Source organism: Paenibacillus massiliensis 2301065 = DSM 16942 (assembly GCF_000377505.1).
GTDB classification, from domain to species: Bacteria; Bacillota; Bacilli; order Paenibacillales; family Paenibacillaceae; genus Paenibacillus; species Paenibacillus massiliensis.
In genome coordinates, this window is sequence record NZ_KB898187.1 from 85,307 (window position 1) to 109,176 (window position 23,870).

General features: G+C 46.5%; 22 protein-coding genes. 20 read left to right on the forward strand and 2 right to left on the reverse strand.

The features are described from left to right. The first annotated feature begins 108 nt into the window (after positions 1 to 108). On the forward strand, positions 109 to 834 hold the full coding sequence (locus D328_RS31800) for a M23 family metallopeptidase (protein WP_018884262.1): 726 nt from the start codon (positions 109 to 111) through the stop codon (positions 832 to 834). Between the two features lie 273 nt (positions 835 to 1,107). Here D328_RS31800 and lexA read toward each other — a convergent pair whose 3' ends face one another. Further along, positions 1,108 to 1,734 (reverse strand): transcriptional repressor LexA, encoded by a 627-nt coding sequence (gene lexA / locus D328_RS0107000; protein ID WP_018884263.1) that lies wholly within the window; start codon positions 1,732 to 1,734, stop codon positions 1,108 to 1,110. A gap of 456 nt (positions 1,735 to 2,190) precedes the next feature. Here lexA and D328_RS31180 point away from each other — a divergent pair, with 456 nt between their 5' ends. The 4 genes from D328_RS31180 (at position 2,191) to D328_RS0107020 (ending at position 4,330) form a co-directional block, all read left to right on the forward strand. Continuing rightward, the gene (locus D328_RS31180; protein WP_169445788.1) at positions 2,191 to 2,385 is read left to right on the forward strand and encodes a LysM peptidoglycan-binding domain-containing protein; all 195 of its coding nucleotides are present in this window, start codon (positions 2,191 to 2,193) and stop codon (positions 2,383 to 2,385) included. A gap of 323 nt (positions 2,386 to 2,708) precedes the next feature. Then, the gene (locus tag D328_RS0107010) at positions 2,709 to 2,921 is read left to right on the forward strand and encodes a DUF896 domain-containing protein (RefSeq protein ID WP_018884265.1); all 213 of its coding nucleotides are present in this window, start codon (positions 2,709 to 2,711) and stop codon (positions 2,919 to 2,921) included. A 69-nt stretch (positions 2,922 to 2,990) separates the two neighbouring features. Beyond that, positions 2,991 to 3,515 carry a hypothetical protein gene (locus D328_RS0107015; RefSeq protein ID WP_018884266.1) on the forward strand — a complete coding sequence of 175 codons (525 nt, stop codon included), beginning with the start codon at positions 2,991 to 2,993 and terminating at the stop codon, positions 3,513 to 3,515. A 20-nt stretch (positions 3,516 to 3,535) separates the two neighbouring features. Then, positions 3,536 to 4,330 (forward strand): HAD family hydrolase, encoded by a 795-nt coding sequence (locus D328_RS0107020; RefSeq protein WP_018884267.1) that lies wholly within the window; start codon positions 3,536 to 3,538, stop codon positions 4,328 to 4,330. Between the two features lie 287 nt (positions 4,331 to 4,617). Here D328_RS0107020 and D328_RS0107025 read toward each other — a convergent pair whose 3' ends face one another. Then, entirely contained in the window at positions 4,618 to 5,160 is a 543-nt protein-coding gene (locus tag D328_RS0107025) for a 1,2-dihydroxy-3-keto-5-methylthiopentene dioxygenase (protein ID WP_018884268.1), read from the reverse strand. Positions 5,161 to 5,477: 317 nt separating this feature from the next. Between D328_RS0107025 and metH the strand changes: the two genes are divergently transcribed. The 15 genes from metH to D328_RS0107100 all read left to right on the forward strand — a co-directional run bounded on the left by metH (position 5,478) and on the right by D328_RS0107100 (position 23,857). Next, the gene (gene metH / locus D328_RS0107030; RefSeq protein WP_018884269.1) at positions 5,478 to 8,915 is read left to right on the forward strand and encodes a methionine synthase; all 3,438 of its coding nucleotides are present in this window, start codon (positions 5,478 to 5,480) and stop codon (positions 8,913 to 8,915) included. A gap of 74 nt (positions 8,916 to 8,989) precedes the next feature. Then, on the forward strand, positions 8,990 to 9,922 hold the full coding sequence (rnz, locus tag D328_RS0107035) for a ribonuclease Z (protein ID WP_018884270.1): 933 nt from the start codon (positions 8,990 to 8,992) through the stop codon (positions 9,920 to 9,922). A gap of 348 nt (positions 9,923 to 10,270) precedes the next feature. After that, positions 10,271 to 11,050, forward strand: a complete 780-nt coding sequence (locus tag D328_RS0107040) for a TIGR01457 family HAD-type hydrolase (protein WP_018884271.1) — start codon at positions 10,271 to 10,273, stop codon at positions 11,048 to 11,050. 33 nt (positions 11,051 to 11,083) lie between these two features. Then, positions 11,084 to 11,905: an Fpg/Nei family DNA glycosylase gene (locus D328_RS0107045; RefSeq protein ID WP_018884272.1), complete on the forward strand. Its 822-nt coding sequence runs from the start codon at positions 11,084 to 11,086 to the stop codon at positions 11,903 to 11,905. 3 nt (positions 11,906 to 11,908) lie between these two features. Continuing rightward, on the forward strand, positions 11,909 to 12,748 hold the full coding sequence (locus tag D328_RS0107050; RefSeq protein WP_018884273.1) for a deoxyribonuclease IV: 840 nt from the start codon (positions 11,909 to 11,911) through the stop codon (positions 12,746 to 12,748). A gap of 110 nt (positions 12,749 to 12,858) precedes the next feature. Continuing rightward, the gene (locus D328_RS0107055; protein WP_018884274.1) at positions 12,859 to 13,197 is read left to right on the forward strand and encodes a cyclic-phosphate processing receiver domain-containing protein; all 339 of its coding nucleotides are present in this window, start codon (positions 12,859 to 12,861) and stop codon (positions 13,195 to 13,197) included. Positions 13,198 to 13,203: 6 nt separating this feature from the next. After that, the gene (locus D328_RS0107060) at positions 13,204 to 13,518 is read left to right on the forward strand and encodes a thioredoxin family protein (RefSeq protein WP_018884275.1); all 315 of its coding nucleotides are present in this window, start codon (positions 13,204 to 13,206) and stop codon (positions 13,516 to 13,518) included. After that, a complete protein-coding gene (locus D328_RS0107065; RefSeq protein WP_018884276.1) occupies positions 13,515 to 14,288 on the forward strand; it encodes an ABC transporter ATP-binding protein in 774 nt (257 codons plus the stop codon). The genes D328_RS0107060 and D328_RS0107065 overlap by 4 nt, the downstream gene beginning before the upstream one ends. A 14-nt stretch (positions 14,289 to 14,302) precedes the next feature. Beyond that, positions 14,303 to 15,367 carry an SAM-dependent methyltransferase gene (locus D328_RS0107070; RefSeq protein ID WP_025680112.1) on the forward strand — a complete coding sequence of 355 codons (1,065 nt, stop codon included), beginning with the start codon at positions 14,303 to 14,305 and terminating at the stop codon, positions 15,365 to 15,367. Between the two features lie 256 nt (positions 15,368 to 15,623). Beyond that, the gene (locus D328_RS0107075) at positions 15,624 to 17,114 is read left to right on the forward strand and encodes a serine/threonine protein kinase (protein WP_026281044.1); all 1,491 of its coding nucleotides are present in this window, start codon (positions 15,624 to 15,626) and stop codon (positions 17,112 to 17,114) included. Between the two features lie 21 nt (positions 17,115 to 17,135). Further along, the gene (locus D328_RS28495) at positions 17,136 to 18,302 is read left to right on the forward strand and encodes an SAF domain-containing protein (RefSeq protein WP_018884279.1); all 1,167 of its coding nucleotides are present in this window, start codon (positions 17,136 to 17,138) and stop codon (positions 18,300 to 18,302) included. 15 nt (positions 18,303 to 18,317) lie between these two features. Then, positions 18,318 to 19,061, forward strand: a complete 744-nt coding sequence (locus tag D328_RS0107085; protein ID WP_018884280.1) for a hypothetical protein — start codon at positions 18,318 to 18,320, stop codon at positions 19,059 to 19,061. A gap of 1 nt (position 19,062) precedes the next feature. After that, positions 19,063 to 19,917, forward strand: a complete 855-nt coding sequence (locus tag D328_RS0107090) for a hypothetical protein (protein ID WP_018884281.1) — start codon at positions 19,063 to 19,065, stop codon at positions 19,915 to 19,917. Further along, positions 19,917 to 21,791 carry a P-loop NTPase family protein gene (locus tag D328_RS0107095; RefSeq protein ID WP_018884282.1) on the forward strand — a complete coding sequence of 625 codons (1,875 nt, stop codon included), beginning with the start codon at positions 19,917 to 19,919 and terminating at the stop codon, positions 21,789 to 21,791. The genes D328_RS0107090 and D328_RS0107095 overlap by 1 nt, the downstream gene beginning before the upstream one ends. Beyond that, entirely contained in the window at positions 21,788 to 23,857 is a 2,070-nt protein-coding gene (locus tag D328_RS0107100; RefSeq protein ID WP_018884283.1) for a hypothetical protein, read from the forward strand. Before D328_RS0107095 ends, D328_RS0107100 begins: the two co-directional genes overlap by 4 nt. Positions 23,858 to 23,870: the final 13 nt, after the last annotated feature.

Sequence of the window (23,870 nt, forward strand, 5' to 3'; positions counted from 1 at the left end):
TAATCATAGAATAAAGGAAGAGAGTAACCAGTAAAGAGAGTAGTGAGAGAGATTACTAGCTTTCTATATCACACGTCCGTATTCATGAAAAGGAGAGGGGCGAGCAAGATGACAAATCCATTCGATGGTTACCGGCTTACCAGCCCATTCGGATATCGGACTCATCCTGTGGACCAGGTCAGAAGATTTCATCGCGGAGTGGATCTGGTGATTACCCCGCCTGATGGCGAAATAAAAGCATTTACTTCAGGATTGGTCCTTCATGCCAAACTGGGAGTTACCGGCTCTGGATTCGGTAATATGGGTATAGTTGTTGCTATACGTGATGTGCATGGATATCTACATGTATATGCACATCTATCTAGTGCGGGAGTAAAAGAGGGACAGCAAGTTCAGCGAGGTCAGGTCATTGGTCGGCAGGGGAGTACGGGGAGTTCAACAGGACCGCATTTGCATTACGAAATTCGTAGGGCATCATCACCCTCATACGGCTACACACCCACAGAAGCCGGAGTTGTAGAGCCTACTCAATACTTGATAAATTATTATAGGGCAACAGAGCCGGGGAAGGAGAACCCAGTGGCACAGGAAAGAGATGTTCATGGCGTCAGTCCATGGGCCGAGAAGGATTGGAAGGAAGCCGAAGCTAACGGCTATTTTGACGGCAGTCGACCAGGAGCTCCAATGACGAGGGAGGAAGCAGCGATTGTGATTAATCGCTTGCGGCGAAATTTCTTGACTCTGATTGGAGAAGTCGGGGGGAATGTAAAAGAGCTAGACGAGCGCTTAAAGAGGATCGAAAGAGCCACTAATCAAACACCTAATAATTCCTAAATGAATGTATTGCCAGTCACCCACATATCCGTGTTAGCCGGATACTCACTAAATGATCCTAGGGCCTGAATTGAAGCAGTATTAGAAGCATAATGCCAGAAAAATATGCTGGAAAAGTAGACTGGATCGCACGTTATGCTTTACGAAAGTAGGACATTCCCTAGTTATTACGTAAGAAAATACACCCTCATAATACTTAGAAGAAGCAAGCACGCTTGTCCATTCATAGTAAATGAGGGTGTATTGGCTTATATCTTACATACTGAAAGAAGTCTAATGGAAATCTCTGAAGAGTCCTACAACCTTGCCCAAAATTGTAACATGGGTTAAACGCAGCGGTTCAAAAGCAGGGTTCTCTGGCTGCAGTCGAATGTGATCCTTTTCCTTGTAGAAGGTCTTCACAGTTGCTTCGTCCTCTTCAGTCATGGCAACGACGATCTCTCCGTTATTCGCCGTCTGTTGTTGACGAACGATCACGTAATCCCCGTTGGAAATGCCTGCCTCGATCATACTATCTCCTACAACAGATAGCATAAACATCTTGTCCTCGCCAACGAACTGCTGAGGAAGAGGAAAGTAGTCCTCAATGTTCTCAGTAGCTGTAATAGGTACACCAGCTGTAACTTTGCCGACGACAGGGACACGAGACACCGTATAGTTGAACATATGGGCACTATCGGATTCTTCCTGACCCAGAAGCTCAATGGCGCGTGGTTTTGTAGGGTCACGACGAATCAAGCCCTTCTTCTCAAGACGATCCAGATGACCATGAACTGTCGAGCTGGACGCCAAGCCTACTGCTTCGCCAATCTCTCGGACTGAAGGAGGATATCCCTTCAAGCGTACTTCATTACGTATGAATTCAAGTATTGCCTGTTGTCTGCTGGAAATCTTGGACATACCGTATCAACCCCAATATAGTAACGTTTGGGAAAATTATAACATAGAACTTCCGTTCGCACAAACATAAGTTCTAAATAGTAAGTGATTAAATGAAGTTAGATCCGTTTCCAGGTAGCCATTGACTGGAATACTGGATAGTTGAGATCAAGGCGGGTGTATGAAAAGAGGCAGAAGTTAATCTTCGGAACAAAGTCGAAAAAAAGGAGAACCTTTGTTCGGAAAATGTATTGAACAAAACATGTGTTCGTGTTATATTGATTTCAACATTAACGAACACATGTTTGGAGGGCTCGGAAAATGAGATATACAACTTATAATAGCATCTATGCTTCTACAAGCTCTGAAGCAATTTCACATACCCAAAGCTTACTGGTGAGACTTACAAAATCCGTTTTGTTCAGACTTGTTTCAATTATGTTTGTGTTGTGGTTGAGCGGAACAGGAATTATTACAGTGCTTGCTGATGAGGGAAATACTCAGCCATTGACCGAAAAGGTTGTTGTAGAACCTGGGGATACGTTGTGGGGTATTGCGGTGTCCCATAAGCCTAAGAGAATGGACCCGAGAGTCTATATTGAAGCGATCAAGCATGTAAATGGGTTGAAGGAGTCAGGAGTAAGAGCTGGGCAGGTGCTGTACCTACCCTGAGACTGGATGGATGTCAAGCTTGGACATTTGAATAGTAGATACAGTGACTATCCTCCCTGCTGTTAAGTTGAATCCCACTGTAATCGACTTTGTACGATCCTTTGCAGGATTACGAAATACAGCTAATATGAATGAGCTAGCCCATGATTCTTATGGTAAATCCAGCTCGATTGTTGATATACAGTAATATTGTATCTTCTATTACATATCCGTTCCTAGTCTTGTCTGGAACTTCATTTGTAGCTTGTTGGGGCGTGCCTTGACAAGCTCTTTTCTACATGTCAAAGTGTATTATATCTTTGCTTATAATGGAGGGAAATAGATTGGAGATTGAGGTATTAGTTGAGCGTATTAATGTGCTCGCACGTAAAGCCAAACAAGAGGGACTTACAGAAGAGGAGACCCTGGAGCAAGCTGAGCTCCGTGAAATATATCTCGGCAACATCCGCAAAAATTTCCGGCAGCAGCTGGAATCCATTGAATTCGTGGATGATGAGAGTTCAAAAGAAGATGGATCAGACAGCAACAAGCAATAATGCTTCGAAAAACCGTAAGACCGCTTCAACTATGCACTAGCGGATATTCCATGGGAAGGAACTGTGAATATGTCTCGATCATTTGAGCGAAAAGTACGTAAAAATATGCAGCAGGTCAATAAAAACCGTAAGAAAAACGGTCAACAAACTATACAAGGAGGCAGTGCTTCGACTGGAGACAAGTTCTATGGCCGCAATGTGAGTGTACCGGTCATGCTGGCGGGCCTAGCTATCCTGTATTTGTCCATGACGCTCTTTCTGACCAATCGGGGTATGGGCACCATGGACTGGGTCGTCTTTGTTTTGTATATATTACTAGCAGTTATCTTCTTCCTGCGCCGTCCTTACTTGAGAATAACCAAGGACACACTGTATTCTTTCCGCAGCGGTCGTGAGAAGTTCATGGCAGTGAAGGATATCAAGAGTATTCAGGTGCAGCGTGGCTATGTAACGGTTGAGAAGAATGGCAGATGGGGGAACTGGGTGTTTTCCAAGACACTCGCTAGATACGACACGGACGCTATTACGGAACGTCTGAAGGCATTTGCAGCACTTCACAACATTAAATTTACAGAAGAACATCCAAAAAGCTAAAGAAGAGTGGGGCGGTTAAGATGACAATCCAAGCTGTTATGTTTGATCTGGACGATACTTTGCTATGGGATGAACGAAGTGTAGAGGAATCTTTCGATGCTGTATGTGAGCAGGCTGCTTCTGAGAAGGGGATCGATCCCGCGAAATTAAAAGAAGCAGTACGTGCGGAGGCGCGTGCACTTTATGAGTCCTATGAGACCTTCCCATTCACGAAATTGATAGGCATTAATCCTTTTGAAGGCTTATGGGCTCATTTCAATGGAGGAGAGCAGACGGAGTTCCGGAATCTGGAGCAGCTTGCGCCCGTATACCGTACAGAATCCTGGCGTAAAGGTCTTGAGCGATTAGGTGTACAGGATGCGGAGCTGGCTGCAAGGCTGGCAGATCAATTCATGTCTGAGCGGAGATCACGACCGTACGTATATGAGGAGACCTTCGCAGTTCTGAAAGAGCTGAAGGATCGCCAATTCAAGCTGCTTTTGTTGACGAACGGCTGTCCGTCCCTGCAGCAGGAGAAGCTGGATGGTGTTCCTGAGCTGGCGCCTTACTTTGATCACATTATCATCTCGGGAAGCTTCGGGAAAGGGAAACCAGACCCGACTATTTTTGAGCATGCTCTTTCCCAACTAGGTGTTACTAGTGAGGAAGCAATTATGGTGGGTGACAAGCTGACAACCGACATTAAGGGAGCGGTAGCTGCACATATTCGTGCGGTATGGGTGAACCGGAACGGCAAGACAAATACCGAATCCATTCAGCCAGACTACGAGATAAAGCATTTATCCGAGCTGCACGATATCATTCAAACGATCTAATCAGGCATCTTAACTGATCCTTGGAACCCTTTCTTTGTGGTAAGTTCACCTAATTGGACTTGGCTTAATCATTGCAGCGAAAACGGCATGACCTCATTTTTGTGAGGTCAGTGCCGTTTTTTGCATACGCAAAAAACAAGCTCCATAGTTCCTTTTCAGAACATGGAGCTTGTTCATAGTTAGCATCGAACGAGATGCTGAAGCGCAGAGGGACTACGAACTAGGCAAGAATTGAGTTTGAGCTGTGACCCATCTTCCCACCATAAGTTGTAATGTTACAATTCGAATTACGCCTTGATAAAAGTAGGATCATCGTAGTGCTCGGCAATCCAACCATTTTCCTCGATAAACAGTCGCACAGCAACGATTTTTTGGTTTTCCATTAGTGTGAAGAAGTGAGGGGTGTTCTCTGGCACCGAAATCACGTCCCCTGGAGAGAGCTCAACATTGAAGTATCCAAGCTCTTCGCCGCCCTTAATGATAAAGATCCCTTTGCCGCCGACAATCGCGCGAATCTCATCCTCGGTATGTGTATGAATATCCTCGAATTTGGCAAGAAGCTCCTCCAGATTCGGTGTGGCTTCAGAGAGAGTGATCACATCCCAAATTTTATAGCCTCTACGTGCCGCCAAGTCCTTAATTTCGCTATCGAATGTCTCTAGTACTTGTTTTTTCTGTTCATCTGTGAGTAAAAAGTTCTCCTTTAGTTCGGAAGAAAGCTTGCTAGCATCCCAATGCTCATAAAGCACCTCTTGCTTCTCCAAAAATGCTCTTACAGCCTGATCTCCGGTAATACGCTCCCCAGTGTTGCGAATCACGATTTCAGCCATTTCATTCTCCCTCTTTTCCACTTGGATTAATTATATTAATATTAATATAATATTATAACCAATGATAGTTCATTTGTCGATGAAGATTATGAGAGGATATGCATAACTTATCCATAGCTAGAGAGAAATTATAGAGAGTGAATTTCCTGGTGCGCATTTACCATGTCGGGGATTAGTATCTGTTACCGAAGCTTAGCTGTAACTTATGATTTTGATTATGTAAGGTTTATGTATGAAAATGCGAGTTGAATGTATCATATTGACGGTCTTTCTGCTAAACTAAGATTTAACGTTTTACGGGGGGGAACATGCACGCGATGAAACCAAGCATTCAGGAATCTATTCTGAAACGAATCCTTATTCTGGATGGTGCCATGGGTACCATGATTCAACAGGAAACACTCTCTCCCGAAGACTTCGGCGGCGAAGAGCTGGAGGGCTGTAACGAGATGCTGGTCCTTACGCGACCGGATGTAATACAGCGTATTCATGAGCAGTATCTGGAGGCAGGGGCTGACCTGATTGAGACGAATACATTCGGAGCTACCTCTGTTGTATTGGAGGACTATGATATCCCTGAGAAGTCACGTGAAATCAATCTGGCTGCGGCTAAGCTTGCACGTGCGGCAGTGGATAAATATACAACAACGGACAATCCCCGCTATGTGGTTGGGGCGATGGGGCCAACGACCAAGACACTATCGGTAACGGGTGGTGTCACCTTTGCTGAGCTGGTTGAGAGCTATGAGGAGCAGGCGCTCGCGCTAATCGAAGGCGGAGTGGACGTGCTGCTGCTGGAGACCTCGCAGGATACTTTGAATGTCAAGGCCGGGAGTATTGGCATTCGACAAGCATTTGAGAAGAGCGGTGTAACGCTTCCGCTAATGATATCGGGAACGATTGAACCGATGGGTACGACTCTTGCTGGGCAAAATATTGAAGCGTTCTCCATCTCGCTAGAGCACTTGAATCCGATCTCCATTGGACTGAACTGTGCCACGGGTCCAGAGTTCATGAGGGACCATATTCGTTCGCTGTCATCTATCTCGAGTGCAGCAATCAGTTGTTACCCTAATGCAGGCTTGCCTGATGAGAACGGGCAGTATCATGAGTCACCGGACTCGCTGGCCCGCAAGATGGCTGCTTTTGCTGAGAAGGGCTGGATTAATATTGCTGGAGGCTGCTGTGGAACGACTCCAGAACATATTCGGGCTATGGCTGAAGCCATGTCTCAATATGAACCAAGACCACTTGTAGGAGAGCATTCTCCTGCTTTATCGGGCATTGAGCCTGTATATATTGAACAGGATAATCGTCCGTATATGGTTGGTGAGCGCACCAATGTGCTTGGATCACGGAAGTTCAAGCGCCTAATTGTAGAAGGAAAATATGAGGAAGCTTCTGAAATCGCTCGTGCGCAGGTCAAGAGCGGAGCACATGTCGTTGATATTTGTGTGCAGGACCCGGATCGGGATGAAGCTACAGACATGGAAGCCTTCTTGAAGCTGGTAGTTAACAAGGTTAAGGTTCCCTTGATGATTGATACTACAGATGTCAAAGTTATTGATCAGGCACTGCAGTATTCTCAGGGAAAAGCGATCATTAACTCCATTAACCTTGAGGATGGCGAGGAGAAGTTCGATGCAGTTGTACCGCTGATTCATAAGTATGGTGCAGCCGTTGTAGTAGGTACGATTGATGAGCGTGGGCAGGCGATCACCCGTGAGGATAAGCTGGAGGTTGCCAAGCGCTCACATGATTTGCTGGTGAACCATCATGGTCTCAAGTCGGAAGATATCATCTTCGATACACTTGTATTTCCCGTAGGAACTGGAGATGAGCAGTATATCGGATCGGCTGGGGAGACGATTGAAGCTATCCGAATCATTAAAGAGGCACTGCCAGGGGTGCATACCATTCTGGGAATCAGTAACGTATCGTTCGGCCTGCCAGAAGCTGGCCGTGAGGTGCTGAACTCGGTCTTCTTATATGAGTGCACGAAGGCAGGTCTGGATTATGCAATTGTAAATACAGAGAAGCTGGAGCGCTATGCGTCCATTCCCGAGTTCGAGCGGAAGCTGGCTGAAGAACTGATATATAACACCAATGATGAGACATTGGCATCCTTCGTTGCAGCTTTCCGTAATAAGAAGGTAGAGAAGAAGGAGAAGGTCTCCAATCTGACGCTGGAAGAGAGATTGGCGTCATATGTAGTCGAGGGAAGTAAAGAAGGGCTTATTCCTGACCTGGAGGAAGCACTCAAGAAATATGCACCACTCGCGATCATTAACGGTCCACTGATGGCGGGTATGGAAGAGGTCGGACGACTTTTCAATAACAATGAGCTTATTGTAGCTGAGGTACTCCAAAGTGCCGAGGTCATGAAGGCTTCTGTAGCTTTTCTGGAGTCTTTCATGGAAAAGAATGAATCCTCGGTGAAGGGGAAAATTATACTGGCAACCGTTAAAGGGGATGTTCACGACATCGGTAAAAATCTGGTGGAGATCATCCTCTCCAACAATGGTTACCGAATCATTAATCTGGGTATTAAAGTACCACCTGAGCGGATTATTGAAGCTTATCGTGAGGAAAAGGCCGATGCGATTGGATTGTCAGGTCTGCTGGTCAAATCAGCACAGCAAATGATCGTTACAGCGCAGGATTTGAAGACAGCCGGCATTGATGTGCCCATTCTCGTAGGTGGCGCTGCTCTGACACGTAAATTTACAAAGACAAGGATTCGCCCTGAGTACGATGGAATGGTAGTATACGCAAAGGATGCTATGGATGGTCTGGATATCGCCAATAAGCTGATGAATCCGCAGACGCGCGAGGTCATGCTCCAAGAAATGAAAAATGAGCAGGCAGCTGAGGCAGCGACCGCGACAGTCCCTAAGCCAATGCCAGCGCTTAGTCGGGCTGTGCGTTCTAATATCTCGACAGACGTACCAGTCTATGTAGCCCCGGATCTGGACCGTCATGTTCTGCGTAATTATCCGATCGGCCATATTATTCCTTATGTAAATATGCAGATGCTGCTGGGGCATCATCTTGGGCTGAAGGGCAATGTAGAGCAGCTGCTCACCGCGAGCGACCCCAAAGCGATCAGTTTAAAGGAAACGGTAGATGGAATTCTTCAGGAAGCGGTACAGAACTCAATTATTCAGGCGCATGGCATGTATCGTTTCTTCCCGGCACAGTCTGAGGGTAACGACATTCTTGTGTATGATCCGGCTGACACATCGAAGGTGCTGCACAAGTTCACCTTCCCTCGGCAGCAAGTGGAGCCATACTTGTGTCTGGCGGATTTCCTGAAGCCGGTTAGCTCTGGCATTATGGATTATGTTGGCTTCATGGTCGTCACAGCGGGTCAAGGAATACAGCAGCTCTCGACAGCCTGGAAGGACCAGGGGGATTATCTGAGATCCCATGCCCTGCAAGCTGTGGCTCTAGAGGTAGCTGAGGGTCTTGCAGAGCGAGTACATCACATGATGCGCGATATTTGGGGCTTCCCAGATCCTGCTGACATGACAATGAAGCAGCGTCATGGAGCCAGATATCAGGGGATTCGGGTATCGTTTGGCTATCCAGCTTGCCCGGATCTTGAGGATCAGGAGCCGCTATTCAAACTCTTAAAGCCAGAGGATATTGGTGTTGAGCTGACGGAAGGGTTTATGATGGAACCAGAGGCTTCCGTATCTGCGATGGTGTTCAGTCATCCGCAGGCACAATATTTTAACGTAGAAAAGGTATAACTCTTATTGCAGAATGTTTGGGCAGATGTCTGGCCTGAGGATTCTGTCTGATCAGAGGAAGAAGGTAGAGAGGTATGGAACTGTACTTTTTGGGGACAAATGCGGGTGTACCGACATTACAAAGGAATGTGACTTCCATTGGACTGCGCCTCCTGGAGGAGCGTCGAAGCATGTGGCTATTCGATTGCGGTGAGGGTACACAGCAGCAGATTCTGAAATCCCCGTTAAAGCTAAGCAAGCTGGAAAAGCTGTTCATCACGCACATGCATGGTGACCATATTTTCGGCTTGCCGGGGCTAATCTCCAGTCGGGCTTATCAGGGTGGTGTGAATCTACTCACCATATATGGTCCACCAGGGATCAAGAAATATATTGATACCTCGCTTGAGCTAAGCCAGTCGCGGATTAACTACCCACTGGAGATTATAGAGCATCAGGGAGGCGTCATCTTCGAGGATGCGCAGTTTCGGGTAGAGGCCGCTCTCCTGGAGCACAGAATAGACAGCTATGGCTATCGCATCATCGAGAAGGATAAACCAGGCAGGCTGGAGCCAGCATTGCTACAGCAATATGGAATCAAGCCCGGTCCATTGTATGGTCAATTGAAAAAGGGTGAGCCTATTCATCTGGAGGATGGACGTGTGGTGCATCCCGAGGATGTACTGGGTGCTCCGAAGAAAGGCAAAATTGTCACGATCTTAGGGGACACTCGTCCCTGTGAGGGTGTCGTTAAGCTCTCAGCTGATGCGGACCTGGTCGTGCATGAAGCTACATTTGCCCATGGTCTGGCTGATACAGCACATGAATACTATCATAGTACTGCTCGTCAGGCAGCTGAAGCAGCACAGCAAGCAGGGGTGGTCCAGCTTGTACTAACACATTTCAGCTCAAGATACAAAGACATGGAGGAGCTGGAGGAATTGCTGACTGAGGCCAAGTCGGTATTTCCTAATACGCTGCTGGCTGAGGAGCATATTATATTACCTATAACAGGAGCCGGAGAATAACGATCCAGACGCTCATTTCAGGCTCATTTTGCAGGTGCCGGAGGCTGACTCCGGCACTTATTTTTGTCTATGTAGAGGTGGAAAATCGGTGTTCTGCGGGATATTTCCGGTGATTATTTTCCGGGCAAGCGCAGGATACGACATTTGTTCTTGACGAAACTCTTAATATTTGATACATAAATTGCTTCCATTCGACCAGGATTTCTTCGGTGTAATGTATTCCTGCTATTGATTTTGACGTATTGCGACACATGGTTTACAATCAGCGGGGAATGAACAGTTTTATTCAGCATTTCTATATTGCCCAAAGATTGCTACTACGGTGGGGAACCGCTTGGAGGTACAGCTATGAAGCCTTTACTTATTGATTTGGACGGAACATTATATCACGGTAGTCATATGATTCCAGAGGCAGATCGTTTCATATTAAGCCTGAGAAAGAAAGAATTCCCTTATTTATTCGTAACGAACAACTCATCAAGGACACCTGAGCAGGTAGCGTTACACTTGTCAGGAATGGGAATTCCCGCCGATTCACAGGACGTATGTACCTCAGCGATGGCTGCCGCCAGATATATTGCGGAAGAACATCCAGGAGCAAGGGTATACTGCATAGGAGAGGAAGGATTACAGCGGGCCATTGTGGACGCAGGTCTACAGCTTGTGGAAGAGAGTCCTGATGTTGTCGTGCAAGGGATTGATCGGCATTTTACATATGATAAGCTGGCTGCTGCGATGCGCTGGATTATGGATGGGGCGAAGTTCGTCATGACGAACCCTGATTTGCAGCTCCCAGCATCTGGTGGACTTATACCTGGTGCAGGCACCTTGGGAGCAGCCATCGAAGCAGCGACTCAGGTGAAGCCACTAGTAATCGGCAAGCCGTCCGGCATTCTGATGGATTATGCATTGGAGCTTCTTGGAGTGAACGCTGCTGATACGCTAGTCGTTGGGGATAACATACGTACGGATATCGCTGCAGGAGCGGCAGCTGGATGCAAGACAGCTCTGGTTCTGACAGGCGTATCTACACGGACCAATATGGAATCACATATGAAGGTCGCAGCCGTAAGGCCGGACTATGTATTCAATGATCTGCCAGAGCTCCTGACTTGGCTGGAGCGCTAACATTTTATTTTATGTGGAAGGATTGATGAACTAATGCCTGAACTACCGGAAATGGAGAATTATCGCACTTTACTGTCTGAACGCATTCTTGATCAACCCATTACGGGCGTCACCATAGAACGGGAAAAATCTCTGAACGTATCCACAGATGTATTTCGTAATGCATTGCTTGGGAACAGTGTCGTGTATATTGAGCGGAAAGGTAAGCATCTGATCTTCCATCTGAATTCAGGACGCCGTCTACTGCTACATTTGATGCTCGGGGGTATGATGTATCTGGGCAGTGAGGAGGACAAGCCTGATCGTACCACGCAAATTGAGCTGGACTTTAGTGGGCTGAAGCTATGGTTCATTGGCTTGCGATTAGGATATCTTCACTTGTTGACCTCGAAGGAGACAATGGAGGCACTATCTGATCTGGGCCCTGATGCTCTAGACCGCCATATGACGCTGGAGAAATTCACTGGGCTGCTAAAAGGTCGCCGTGGAACTCTCAAGAGCACGCTTGTAAATCAGCATTGGATTGCTGGCATTGGCAACTGTTATGCAGATGAAATTGCTTTTATCGCAGGCATAACGCCTTCCTCCAAAATTACAGGCATTGCTGCATCCGCTGAACTTACGAGCAAGCTGTATCATGCTATGCAATCTGTACTGCGTGAAGCATATCAGGGCGGGGGTTATATGGAGATGCCACTATTTAAGGAAGATACTCACACAGGTGGCTTCAATGATCAGTGCAGAGTATACGATCGTGAGGGAGAGGCATGCACGCGCTGCTCTGGTAAGATTCGCCGAGTCGAGCTCGCGAGCCGTAAGGTATTTTACTGCCCAGATTGTCAGACTGAGGTATAACTTATGTATATCGGCGCCCACGTTAGCACCAGAGGAGGCTTTCTCAAGGCCGCAGAGAGAGCCCGAGCCGCAGGAGCGGGGGCCTTTCAGTATTTTTCGAAAAATCCGCGCAGCCTTCAGCTTAAGGCTCCCGATCTTAGAGATACTGAGGCTTGTCTTCGCTATTGTCGTACTCATGGGCTACAATCCATTGTACATACTGCCTATGTAGTGAATCCGGCGACAGGAATGACTCAAGGGAACGAGCTCTACGCTGCGACCGTAGCATCTCTTCGCAATGATCTGCTCATTGCAGAAGGGTGTGGCTCCTCGGGGATCGTTGTTCATTTTGGACATCTCAAATCAGCAGATCCGCTCACGGGCTACAAGAACATTATTCAATGTCTGAATGATGTTCTGAAGGACTGGCACGGGCAGACGAAAATTCTGCTGGAGAATCAAGCGGGAGATCATGGGCCGATGGGAGTCACGATGGAGGAAATGGTGCAGATTCGCAATCTTTGCCATGCTCCTGAGCGTATCGGCTTCTGTTTGGATACCTGCCATGCTTTTGCTTCGGGGATGTGGAGTGGGCAGCCGGATAATGAATGGTGGAATAAAGGAGAGGCATTGGGCTATTGGGCAACACTCGGAGCGGTACATCTTAATGATTCACGCTATGGAGCCGGGTCCTTGAAAGATCGCCACGAGCGTGTGGGAAAGGGACGAATTGGGGAGCGAGGCTTGCGTTGGTTGTTGGAGCACGAGACGATCCGTTCAATCCCTGTTATACTGGAAAGTGCACCTGGTGAGGATGGTACTCATCAGGAGGATATACACATGCTCTATTCTTGGTTTGAATAGCATGTACAGCCAGAAGGTATGTATAGCATGAGCAGTATGAATAGCTACCACAACAGCAATACGCCAACGGGTTGTAACAGGGGATGCTAGGTGGATGAAGGAGCGATCGAATGCACTTATATATGGATGATTACAGGCCTTGCCCACAAGGCTTCGCCCTCGCCAGAGATGCTGAGGAATGTATAGTGATGCTTAGAGAATGCCACGATCAAATAGATATTCTCTCCCTTGATTTTGATCTGGGACCATGGGGAACGACAGGACTTGAGGTTGCTTCGGCCATTGTGCGAGAGAAGCTGTATCCTAGACGTATTTATCTCCATTCCTCCAGTGATTACGGCAGAAGAGCCATGTATGAGCTACTGTATGAGCATAAGCCAAATGATGTCCAGTTGTATAACCATCCTATGCCTCATGAGCTACTCATCCAGATTGCAGGGGAAGGATAGTCCGCTATGAAGGAGCTTGCACAGAAGGAACTACAACGGAGCATTTGGGAAGGATACCGCTTGGCTGTGTATGTGTACACTCCCATGTGCGGAACGTGTGCTGTCGCCCGTAAGATGCTGGATGTCGTAGAGCAGATGCTGGATACAGATATATTGGTACAAACTAACATTAATGGCATTCCTCAGCTCGTACAGGAGTATCAGATTGCCAGTGTGCCTGCGTTGCTTCTATTTGATGGAGGCAGTGAGAGTCCCCGTGTCATTTATCGGATGGAGTCCGTACAGCATTTGCTTGAACAGGTGAGGAGTGTAGAAGCATGATTTCGATGAAGGATATTGTTCTTAATCGCGGGAATGTACGCATTCTGGATGATGTCAACCTACAGCTCGGACAAGATGAGCATTGGGCCATTTTGGGGCGAAACGGCTCAGGCAAAACGACCTTACTGGAGATGATGACAGGCTATCTGTTCCCAACTAGCGGCCAGGTTGAGGTGCTGGGCAATGTATACGGTCAATGTGACGTCCGTGAGGTCCGGAAAGATATTGGGTATATCAGTCAATCCTTGCTGGAGAAAATGTCCTTGAAGGACCCGGTGTGGGAAGCGGTAGCGACAGGTGCGTATGCGTTTCTTCGTTTTTATCAGGACATTCCTGATGAAGCTAAGGAAAAGGCTATTCAACTATTACAGGAGATGAAACTTGGGCGCACTCTAGAGCAGCCGCTTGGCACACTTTCTCAGGGGGAGCGCAAGAAAGTCATGCTGGCCCGTGCCTTGATGGCGGAACCGAAGCTGTTAATTATGGACGAGCCGTGTTCAGGTCTTGATCTGTATGAGCGGGAGAACTTGCTGATCGAGATCGCTCAGTTGCGGCAACGGAATATGTCAGTCATATATGTTACTCATCACATTGAGGAAATTGTACCTCTATTCACGCATGTGGCGTTCATTAAAGATGGCAAGATAGCGGCTGCTGGGCCGAAAAAGGAAGTTCTGACAAAAGAAACGATTATGCACACCTATGATATCAGCGTCGATCTGAATTGGGATGAAGATCGGCCTTGGATTCGGGTGCGCACTGGAGGTTAAGGAATTTGGAAGCGATGTTACCGGAATCAGGCCACGGCGAGGACACGGGCAGTCAAGCCCGTTTTATTTGCTCGGCTAATTTTAGTTTTGCACCCTATGCACAGGAGGAGCTCCGCCGTCTATTTGGTTCGTTGAAGAGCACGATGCTTGTACCAGGAGAAATTTTTCTAGTTACCTTACCTGCTGAGCCTGCAGATGTGGTCAAGCGGCTGCAGGAACACCCTGTCATGTTCTTGCGCCACTTGTTCCCTGTACAGTATCAGGAGCCTGTGGAGGATGCCGAGTCAGGACTGGAGCAGTTAACGAAATATGTACTGGGCCAGCATAAGAAGCTGCAGGGAAGACGAATTTCTATTCAGGTGCGTAAAACAAAAGACTCGACCTACTGGGCAGAAAGTGCCGGGGCTCTTAAGCAGGCTATTACGGATCGTCTGTCGGAGCTACAGGCCGAATTCACGGTGCGTGAGGCGGATTACATTCTATCAGTGCTGGCTGATGGTCCTGTATGGTACGCAGGTCTGTCGGAGCCTGCTGACAATCTGTCTGACTGGAATGGTGGAGCGATTCGCTTTCAGAAAGAAGAGGGACAGGTCTCGCGGGCCAAATTCAAGCTGCTGGAAGCGGCAGAGCAATTTGGTATTGATTTTACTGCCTATCGAAATGCATTGGATATTGGAGCAGCACCTGGTGGCTGGACGTCCTTCCTGCTTGAGCGTGGCGTGAAGGTGACAGCTGTTGATCCGGCAAAAATGGACCCGACTGTTATGAGTATGCCTAACCTGACTTACTTGCGAAAAAATGCAGGTGAAGTGCGCTTTCGGGAGCAGCAGTTCGACCTTCTGGTATGCGACATGAGCTGGAGCCCAAAGCAGATGGCTAAATTGGTTACGAATCTGCTATACAGCTTGGTTAGTGGCGGAACAGCAATTGTGACGGTAAAGCTGATGCATAAGAAACCGCTTGCGCTCATACAGGATGTCATATCTACCTTTGAGGAAGCCGGTATGCAGGTACAGCGTGCCAAACAGCTTTTTCATAACCGGGACGAGATTACACTTTATATGATTAAGTATTTGTAGATGTGTGTAATGCGCTATGTACTATGTTTTAAGGGTAATTGGTTGAATCCAAGGACTGACTTCAGGAAATTTCAAAAACTAGTTTACAAATTCTGTACACATGCTATATAATTACTTCTAAATTGCATGGTAACTGAATAGCGCATACAGGGAAAGCATCCCGAATCACCTCGTAATAGAGGAGGATTCATGGATGACTTTCCCTTTTTTGTGTTGTGAATTTTATATGAATAAGGCTATGGATATGGGAGGGATCATGTTGAGGGCAAAGGAGCGACTTGCTCAAGGGGAGGTGCTGGTCAGTAGATACCGGATCATTCGAACGATTGGTGCAGGAGGTATGAGCTGTGTGTATATGGCAGAGGATCTCAAGCTGAGCGGAAAAGTGTGGGCGATCAAGGAGACGGCCGTGCAGCATAGCCGCTTAATCGATCTGCGCAGGGAGGCTAGCTTGTTGATATCACTTACACATTCTCGCTTGCCACGTGTGACTGATTTTTTCGAAGATATGGAGAGCGGCTACGTCTATCTGGTGATGGACTATATCGAGGGGGTGACACTAGAGGAGCATCTGCGAAGCGCGGGTGCAGACCTACATCGGGATGATCATATCCGATCGTTCGCACTGCAGTTGCTGGATGTTCTGCAATATCTACACGGCCATCAGCCTGCTGTAATTTACCGGGATTTGAAGCCTTCCAATATCATGATTACGCCAGATTATGAGCTGAAATGCATTGATTTTGGCATTGCGCGCAATTACAAGGTAGGTTATGAAGAGGACACTGTAAAGCTCGGGACGATTGGCTTTGCCGCACCGGAGCAGTATGGAGGAGGGCAGACGGATGAACGCTCGGACCTCTATAGTCTGGGGGCAATTCTCCTGTACATGGCCTCATCCGGCAAATATAGCGAATGGCGACCAGAGGTGGATCGAGAGATTCAATCATGTGTACCTGGTGAGCTGCTGACAATCATTCGCAAATTGCTGCGTTATAATCCAGGTGAACGCTACCAGACAGCGCAAGAGGTAGTTGGCGATATTCAGTTCAGCCTATATGGAGGTGAATGGAAGGATAGTCACCGCACCAAAGGAATCGGGCACAGTGGTACGCGAGTTATTGCACTCATGGGCACTGCAGCTGGCTGTGGAGTGACCCACACGGCTATTGCCATTAGTCATTTTCTTGAAAGAAACGGCTATTCGGTTGCTTTGGCAGAAATGAATGAAGAGACGCGTGCATTTGATCGAATACGAGGCCTTCTGCAGGGAGAAGCAGAGTCTATGGAGCAGAATCGGGCTAGTCGCTCTTTTGCCCTAGAGGGAGTGCATTACTGGCGGCGAAGCTCCAGAGCGGACGTCATTGCATTACTTGGCGGCAACTACGAATGGATTGTCCTTGATATGGGTCATCTGAGTCATACGTACAGCCTGGAAGAATTTCAGCGTGCAGACTTCCCAATTATCGTCGCGCCAGGAGCTGAATGGCGAGTGGCTGATCTGATACATTTTGTCCAGACACTTCCCTGCGAGCCGCAAGCAAGATGGAGCTACTGCCTTCCACTCGCTTCGCAGGAAGTTGCTTCTAGGGTCGGTCGTGTTCTAAAGACAAAGCGAATGTTCGCTCTTCCGCTGCATCTGGACCCATTTGGTCCAAGCACGGATATGGAGCAAGAATTAAGTAAATTAATTCATGGCTCTATGCCAGTACGTAAAAAGTGGTTTCGTTTTTTGTTCAGAAGATAGAATGAGGGAGGATCAGCTGGAATGTCCAGATTTAGACTTCGCCACAGGCAACTCGCACTCGCTGTGGGGACCGGCGCAGCGATTACACTGTTAATCTGTACAGCAGTAGGTATATGGATCATGAAGAGTGTGCAAGGCGACTACAGTGAGCAGCGTTCTGCGCTGGAACTTCAGCTTGTTGAAGCACAGGAGATATTAAACCAAGAATTTAAGGAGGTTCCACTGGTGTCCAGGGCACGCACAGCAGGGGATCAACTATCGGCAGAGGATATTGCAATGGTTCGCTTACCAGTGACAGCTTTGCCTGAGAACAGTTTGGCGTTGGAGGATGTGATCGGCAAGTACACCAAGATTTCTTTACCAAGAAACACACCGGTTACTGCATCTATGCTGTATACCAAGGGTGTAACTGCAGCAGATATACGGAATCAGGAGTTTCGGCTAATTCAGCTTCCACAGAAGCTAAAGCAAAGGGAGTTCGTTGATGTTCGCATCAAGTTTCCGACTGGAGAGGATTTTATTGTTCTATCCAAAAAAGAAATAAAAGATCTCTCTGGCGATCTCATTACCTACGAAATGAGTGAGGAGGAGATACTCATGATGTCAAGCGCCATTGTAGACGCCTATATTCATGACGCAACTATATATGCACTCAGCTATGTAGATCCTTATATGCAAAAGAATGCGGTGGTTACCTATCCGCCGAAGCAGGAGGTTCGCAAGCTCATTCAATCGGATCCCAATATCGTCGCAATTGCGACCAAGCAGCTTGAAATCCGCAAAAGAGAGACGCTTGAGGCGCATCTCATAAATATGTCGGAGGCAGACCGCCAGAACTTTAAGGCTGGAGCCGGCATTCAAAATCAAAGCAAAAATGGATTAAGTACCAGCTACATCGAGAAAGGAAGCAATGAATATACATCAGAGCTCCCACCAGTAATGAGCACTTATCCAACTAGCTCTACAGATTCAACTGTGGATGTGAGTTCCATAATTGAAGGTTCGAGGGGAAACCAGCAGCAAAATCAGGGCAGCAAGGAAGTATACAGTTCTTTAAACAATGATTTGTCAAGCGAAGAGTCAAAAGTTCAGTCCAATTCCGTCAATGTATCGGAAGCGGGAGATCCTGCAGCAACTGTTGAGGATGTCATCTATGGGCAACAGCCGGAGAAGCACGTAGAACCATAAAGAGGAGCATGCTTTGTGAAGAAAATACTGTTTATAGGGGCCTGTGATAAATCTGAGCTATTAATGTACTGTGCCAAAATAATGTCCAAGGCAGCTTGGCATGTGTTGATCGTTGATGCCACGATGCAGCAGAGATACAGCTATATGATTCCGGAATTTGAGGCGAAGCAGATCATTACTGAATGTAACGGCTTTGATGTCGCCACGAACTTTTTTCCTTCTTGTACAGCTGGGGAGACAATCTATGAAGCCTTGAATACAGAATTACAGCAGGAACAGAAGAACTTGGGTACGTACGATTTTGTGTTAATTGATACCGACATCTCGTCATTTCTTAAGTCAGATTCGATTCGGAAGTGGGGAATGGTGGACCAGCATGTGCTTGTGTCAAATGCGGATCGGTACACCATTAGCTGTAATATAGCCATGTTGGAGATATATCTGGGAAAGATGCAGACGGAGCTCATACCCTTTACAGAGATACACTATCCGTTCGTGGAAACGATTGTCGATCCAGAGTATTTACGGTCTACCCTGTCTCATTTACCGATTACGTTTGAAGAGGAGCGCGAGTTTTTATTTTATCTGGATGAGCGGGAGGTGGCCCTGAAGAGTCAGATGCAATTCGAATCAGAGTTTCGATTAAAGTCCCTTTCTAGGGCAACCAAGCGCAATCTGCTCCATCTTCTGGGGATCTGGACAGAGGTTCCACCGAAGCAACTACAGGGAGCACTGAAATTAGCTGAGAGGGGAAGATAGGATGGCAATTATTACATTTTGGAGTCCTGATCGTGGGAGAGGTAACTCAGCAAATGCTGCAGCAGCAGGCACGCTGCTTGGACTGGAGTATGACCTGCGAACGTTAATGGTGCAGACTCAGCAACGCGGGGGAGATTTACAGGGAGCTTTCGCCAAATCCAAGGAGCTACAGCTCAAAAATTTTGTGAACACAGCTACTTTAGGCTTGGATGCCCTGGAGCGACTATTAAAAACGAAGCGACTCACTCCGGAAAGCATCAGCAATCACTCTATTTCTCTGGAACCTGGGAGACTGGATTTGCTGCTAGGAACTAACAAACAGAGTCGAGCTTATCAGGATCACTGTTATCGAGAAGAGCTTTCAAGAATGCTACCGTTGTTGTTTGAACAGGCTAATCTATATTATCAGGCGATCATACTAGATGTGTGCAGTGGATTTGAGAATCCAGTGACTAATCGGCTGTTGGAGCAGTCTGATCTGATCGTGATTAGTCTGGGTCAAGAGACAGATGGGATTGAGAGATGTATGCGTCCACAATTTTGGCCAGAATCACTTCAACATAAGCCTAAGCTTATTCTCCTGTCTCAATATGACAGTAGATCTAAATACAGCATGGTGAATCTAAAGCGTACGTATCGGATTCAAGGGCCGATCCTAACGGTACCTTATCTTTCAGCTTATCGGGATGCTATAAATGACAAGGATGTGCTGTCCTGGTTCCGGCGCACACGCCATGTCGGTAGACGTCATGATAGTTACTCATTTATCAGTGATGTACAGCGAATCACAGAAGAGATTTTAACTCAGGTAGGAGTCAATACAAATGTTAAAAGGATAGAGAGGGGAATATCGTAGTGACGTTTCTCATAAATGGCATCATCATTTGTGTGATTCTACTTACTTTGATCGTATGGTGCGTCTACCAATTAAGAAGATTGAATGCATACGCGGTTCCAGCCACAGCATTACCTCAGATGGAACGTGAAAAGTACAGCTTACAGGTGATGATTCAGTACATTAAAGATCAATTCAATGAATTGACTGGAGCCAACCTATACGATTTGGCACTAGATTTGGAGGATTTTAATCGTCATAAGCAAATGCGTACGGAATTGAAGGCAGCCTTGAAAGGCTGCAATAGTGGTGATCTTTATGACAAGCTGTACATCAAGGAGCTTATCTTTGATTTGCTCATTCGCGATTACGGACTGAACGAGCATAATGTGGATCAGATCATTCCATTTGGAGAGCCAGCACAGCTTACGGTTCAAGATCAGTTTGATATTTTGCTTCAATTGTATAAACAAAAGCATCAGTACAAAGCCCTCTCTCGCATGATTGATGAGTATCGGCTGGATGATCTCAAACAGGTCATTGAACATGGTGATACAGAATCCTACATCATTACAGCGGAGGAAATCAGGCACATATATCGGCAGAAGGTAAGAGGTAGCCTTAGCTTTGAGGACAAGCTACAGGTTATTACGCAAAGGATTTATCAGAGCTTCAAGGGATTTGGTGTTATTGATGAGATTCGCAACATGGATATTGACGGTATATCCGGGGGAGTGTCAGGTATTCCTTCGTCTATGAGGGATATTGAGGACGAAGAGGAGATGTTGATGACGATGCGAACTAATTCAGCACAGGATGCCACTCATTCGATCTGGATTATGTATCGTGGCAAAACGATCCATCTGTCCTTCCTGTCTTTTGGCAGTGAATTAGAACTGAAGCGAATCTGTCAGACGATCTACAAATGGAACAATCCAGGCCAGCTCACTGAGCAGAATGGTTATATTGTTAATGACATGAAGGATCATTCCCGCATTGTAGTAATGCGTCCTCCTTTCGCCGAGTCGTGGGTGTTTTTTAATCGAAAGTTCAATCTGTCATATACGAATCTGGAGCAGTTTCTACAACCTGAGGATGGAGAATCTGTCTGTAATGCAGACCTGCCTGCCGAATTGATTGCGCTCTTGATGAAGGGGGCGAGAGTTACAGCAGTTACTGGTGATCAGGGAACAGGGAAATCCACGCTAATGATGGCTATGACTCGGTACATTCATGGGTATCTGACACTGCGGGTACAGGAAATGGCTTTTGAGCTCCATCTGCGCAAGCTGTTTCCACAGCGTAATATTGTTTCTATTCGCGAGACAGCGGATATTACAGGCCAGAAAGGGATGGATATCCAGAAGAAGACGGATGGAGCTGTCAATATTATCGGTGAGGCAGCTACAGCAGAGCAAGTAACCTGGTTTTTGCAGGCGGGGACCGTTGCCAGCTTGTTTACCATTTTATCACACCATGCCAAGACGTTTCGGGATTTGGTCTACTCGCTTCGTAACTCGACTCTTCAGACAGGTCTATTTCGTAATGAGTCCATTGCCGAGCAGCAGGTAGTGAATGTATTGGATTTCGATATCCACTTGTTCAAGGATGCACGGGGGCGAAGATACATTGAGCGAATAACGGAATGTGTACCTTTATTGGATCAGCAGTCTTACCCGAATGAGCCGGAACAGGCTGCCATGGAGTTTTACAGACGTATGACCGATCGCAAGACTTTCGAGGGACGGGATATTATCGTATTTGAGAATGGTGGGTATGTTGCCAAGCATCCCATTTCGGAACACCAAACATCAGAAATGATGAAGCATATGAATGATGCGGATCGTGCCAAGCTGATTCATTTGATATCAGTCTATTGGGGGCAGTCTGCATGAAACTTTGGCTATTATTCGGGATGGCCCTGGGGGGCTTCATTATATTCATGCTGTTGTTTATTCTTCTTACGATCGGTAACCAACGAACTAGACAGAGGAATATCTTGCAGCAGCAGTTTGGCAGACGTGCTAGACAGCATCGTATTAATCTGCTCTATCAAAGAGCGTATGTACATTTTCAGAGAGTACCTCCTCTGCGCAGGTATATATGGAAAATTCGCAAACGCCTTGAAGTTCTAGATTCTTTTGATGAATACACGATTCGGCGTCAGACGATGAGAATAGCATTTACTACCTTGATCTCGACTACTGTACTGGTAATACTGTTCTGTCTAATCAGTCGGGATTTCATTACGATGTGTTTCATTTTGTTTGGAGCTGTCGTGGTGAATGGAATTATGATTACGACGTTCGTGAACCGTGTAGAGGATCGTCTACTGAAGCAGTCTGTTATTTTATTTGAAAATACACGACATCAGTTCCAGCGTACCAAGAATGTTGAGGAGGCCATTTATGAAGCTAGTCAGAGTGCTCCTCATGAGACAGCTGGCCACGGAGAACGCATTTATGAGATTTTAACAGCAGATGATCAGCAAAGGGCACTGGATATCTACTATGAAGTTGCGCCCAACAAATATTATAAAATGTTCACCGGCTTCTCTTATCTAGTCTCGGAGTATGGCGATCGAATCGTGAGGGACTCCTCTATGTACTTGAATGCAATTGCCAAGCTAATTCAGGACATTAACTATGACATTCTACGAAGAGATAGACTTAACTATCTTCTCAAGGGACTTTCCACGATCGCAGTGCTCTCGGTTCTGTTCATTCAACCTATTGAGGGCTGGGCGCGAAGGTATTTTCCAGTGATGAGTGACTTTTATACAAGTAAAATGGGCTTTTTTACAAAGGTGTTCTTCTTCCTCATAGTGCTATTATGCTACTCCATGATCAAGAAGCTGCTCGCTAACGATGAAGCCCGGTACATAGCCAAGTCTGAGCGTATGCTGTGGGAGAAGCTTCTTTATACCAAGATACTGCCACTACGATGGTTGGTGGATCGGATCATACCGCAGCGACATCAAAAAAAACACTTTAGACTTGTTCAACTAATCAAGAACGCAAATTCTTATCTAACGTTGGAATGGCTTTATGTACAGCGCATGTTACTCTGTCTGATCGTACTTGTTATGTCGGTAACGATGTTCGTGTACATGCATTCATTAGCTACACACAACGTACTATATGATCCACTGAGGGGTACGGGAGTGTTTGGAAGGTTGGGCCCCAATGAACTAAAGACTGCTCAGCAGAATACAGATTTTGATCGTGCCATAATTCGGACGCTGGCCCAAGGAACAGAGGTAACACCCGAAAGGTTAAGGACCTTAATCAGCACATTCACACAGACTAGTGAGCATGATACGAGAACAATTACAGCAGCTAATCGGATATATCACAAGTATATGGAGATCCAACAGGAATACTTCAAATGGTGGGAGCTACTCTTTACCCTGATCCTGGCAACAGCAGCTTATCACTGGCCCGTCTGGCTACTGCACTTTCAGAAAAAAGTACGTTACATGGAAATGCAGGATGAGGTGGATCAATTTCATACTATTATATCGATTTTGGCTCATTTCGAACGAATGGATGTTGAGACTGTTATGGAATGGATGGAGCGTTACAGTGTGATTTTCAAGGACCCGCTAAAGAATACGCTTAATATCTTCAGTAGTGGCCCAGAGGAGGCTTTGGAGAATTTAAAAGAAATCGTATCCTTTGAGGCATTTGGGAGAATCATCGAGAAGCTACAGCTGTCCGTTGAGAAAATTCCATTAAGGCAGGCATTTGATGATTTGGAGCTAACAAAGGAGTATTACTCGGAGAAACGAAAGGAGCATTTCAACAGATTAATTGAGGTGAAAGCATTTTGGGGAAGAGCACTGGGTCTTACCCCATCATTTTATCTGATTTTCTTGTATCTCGTTGTACCGATGGTGTATCTAAGCATTATGCAGACGGCAGATTCGTTTCAGCAAATTACGAGAATATCAGGAAGGTAGAGGCAGTTTGAAT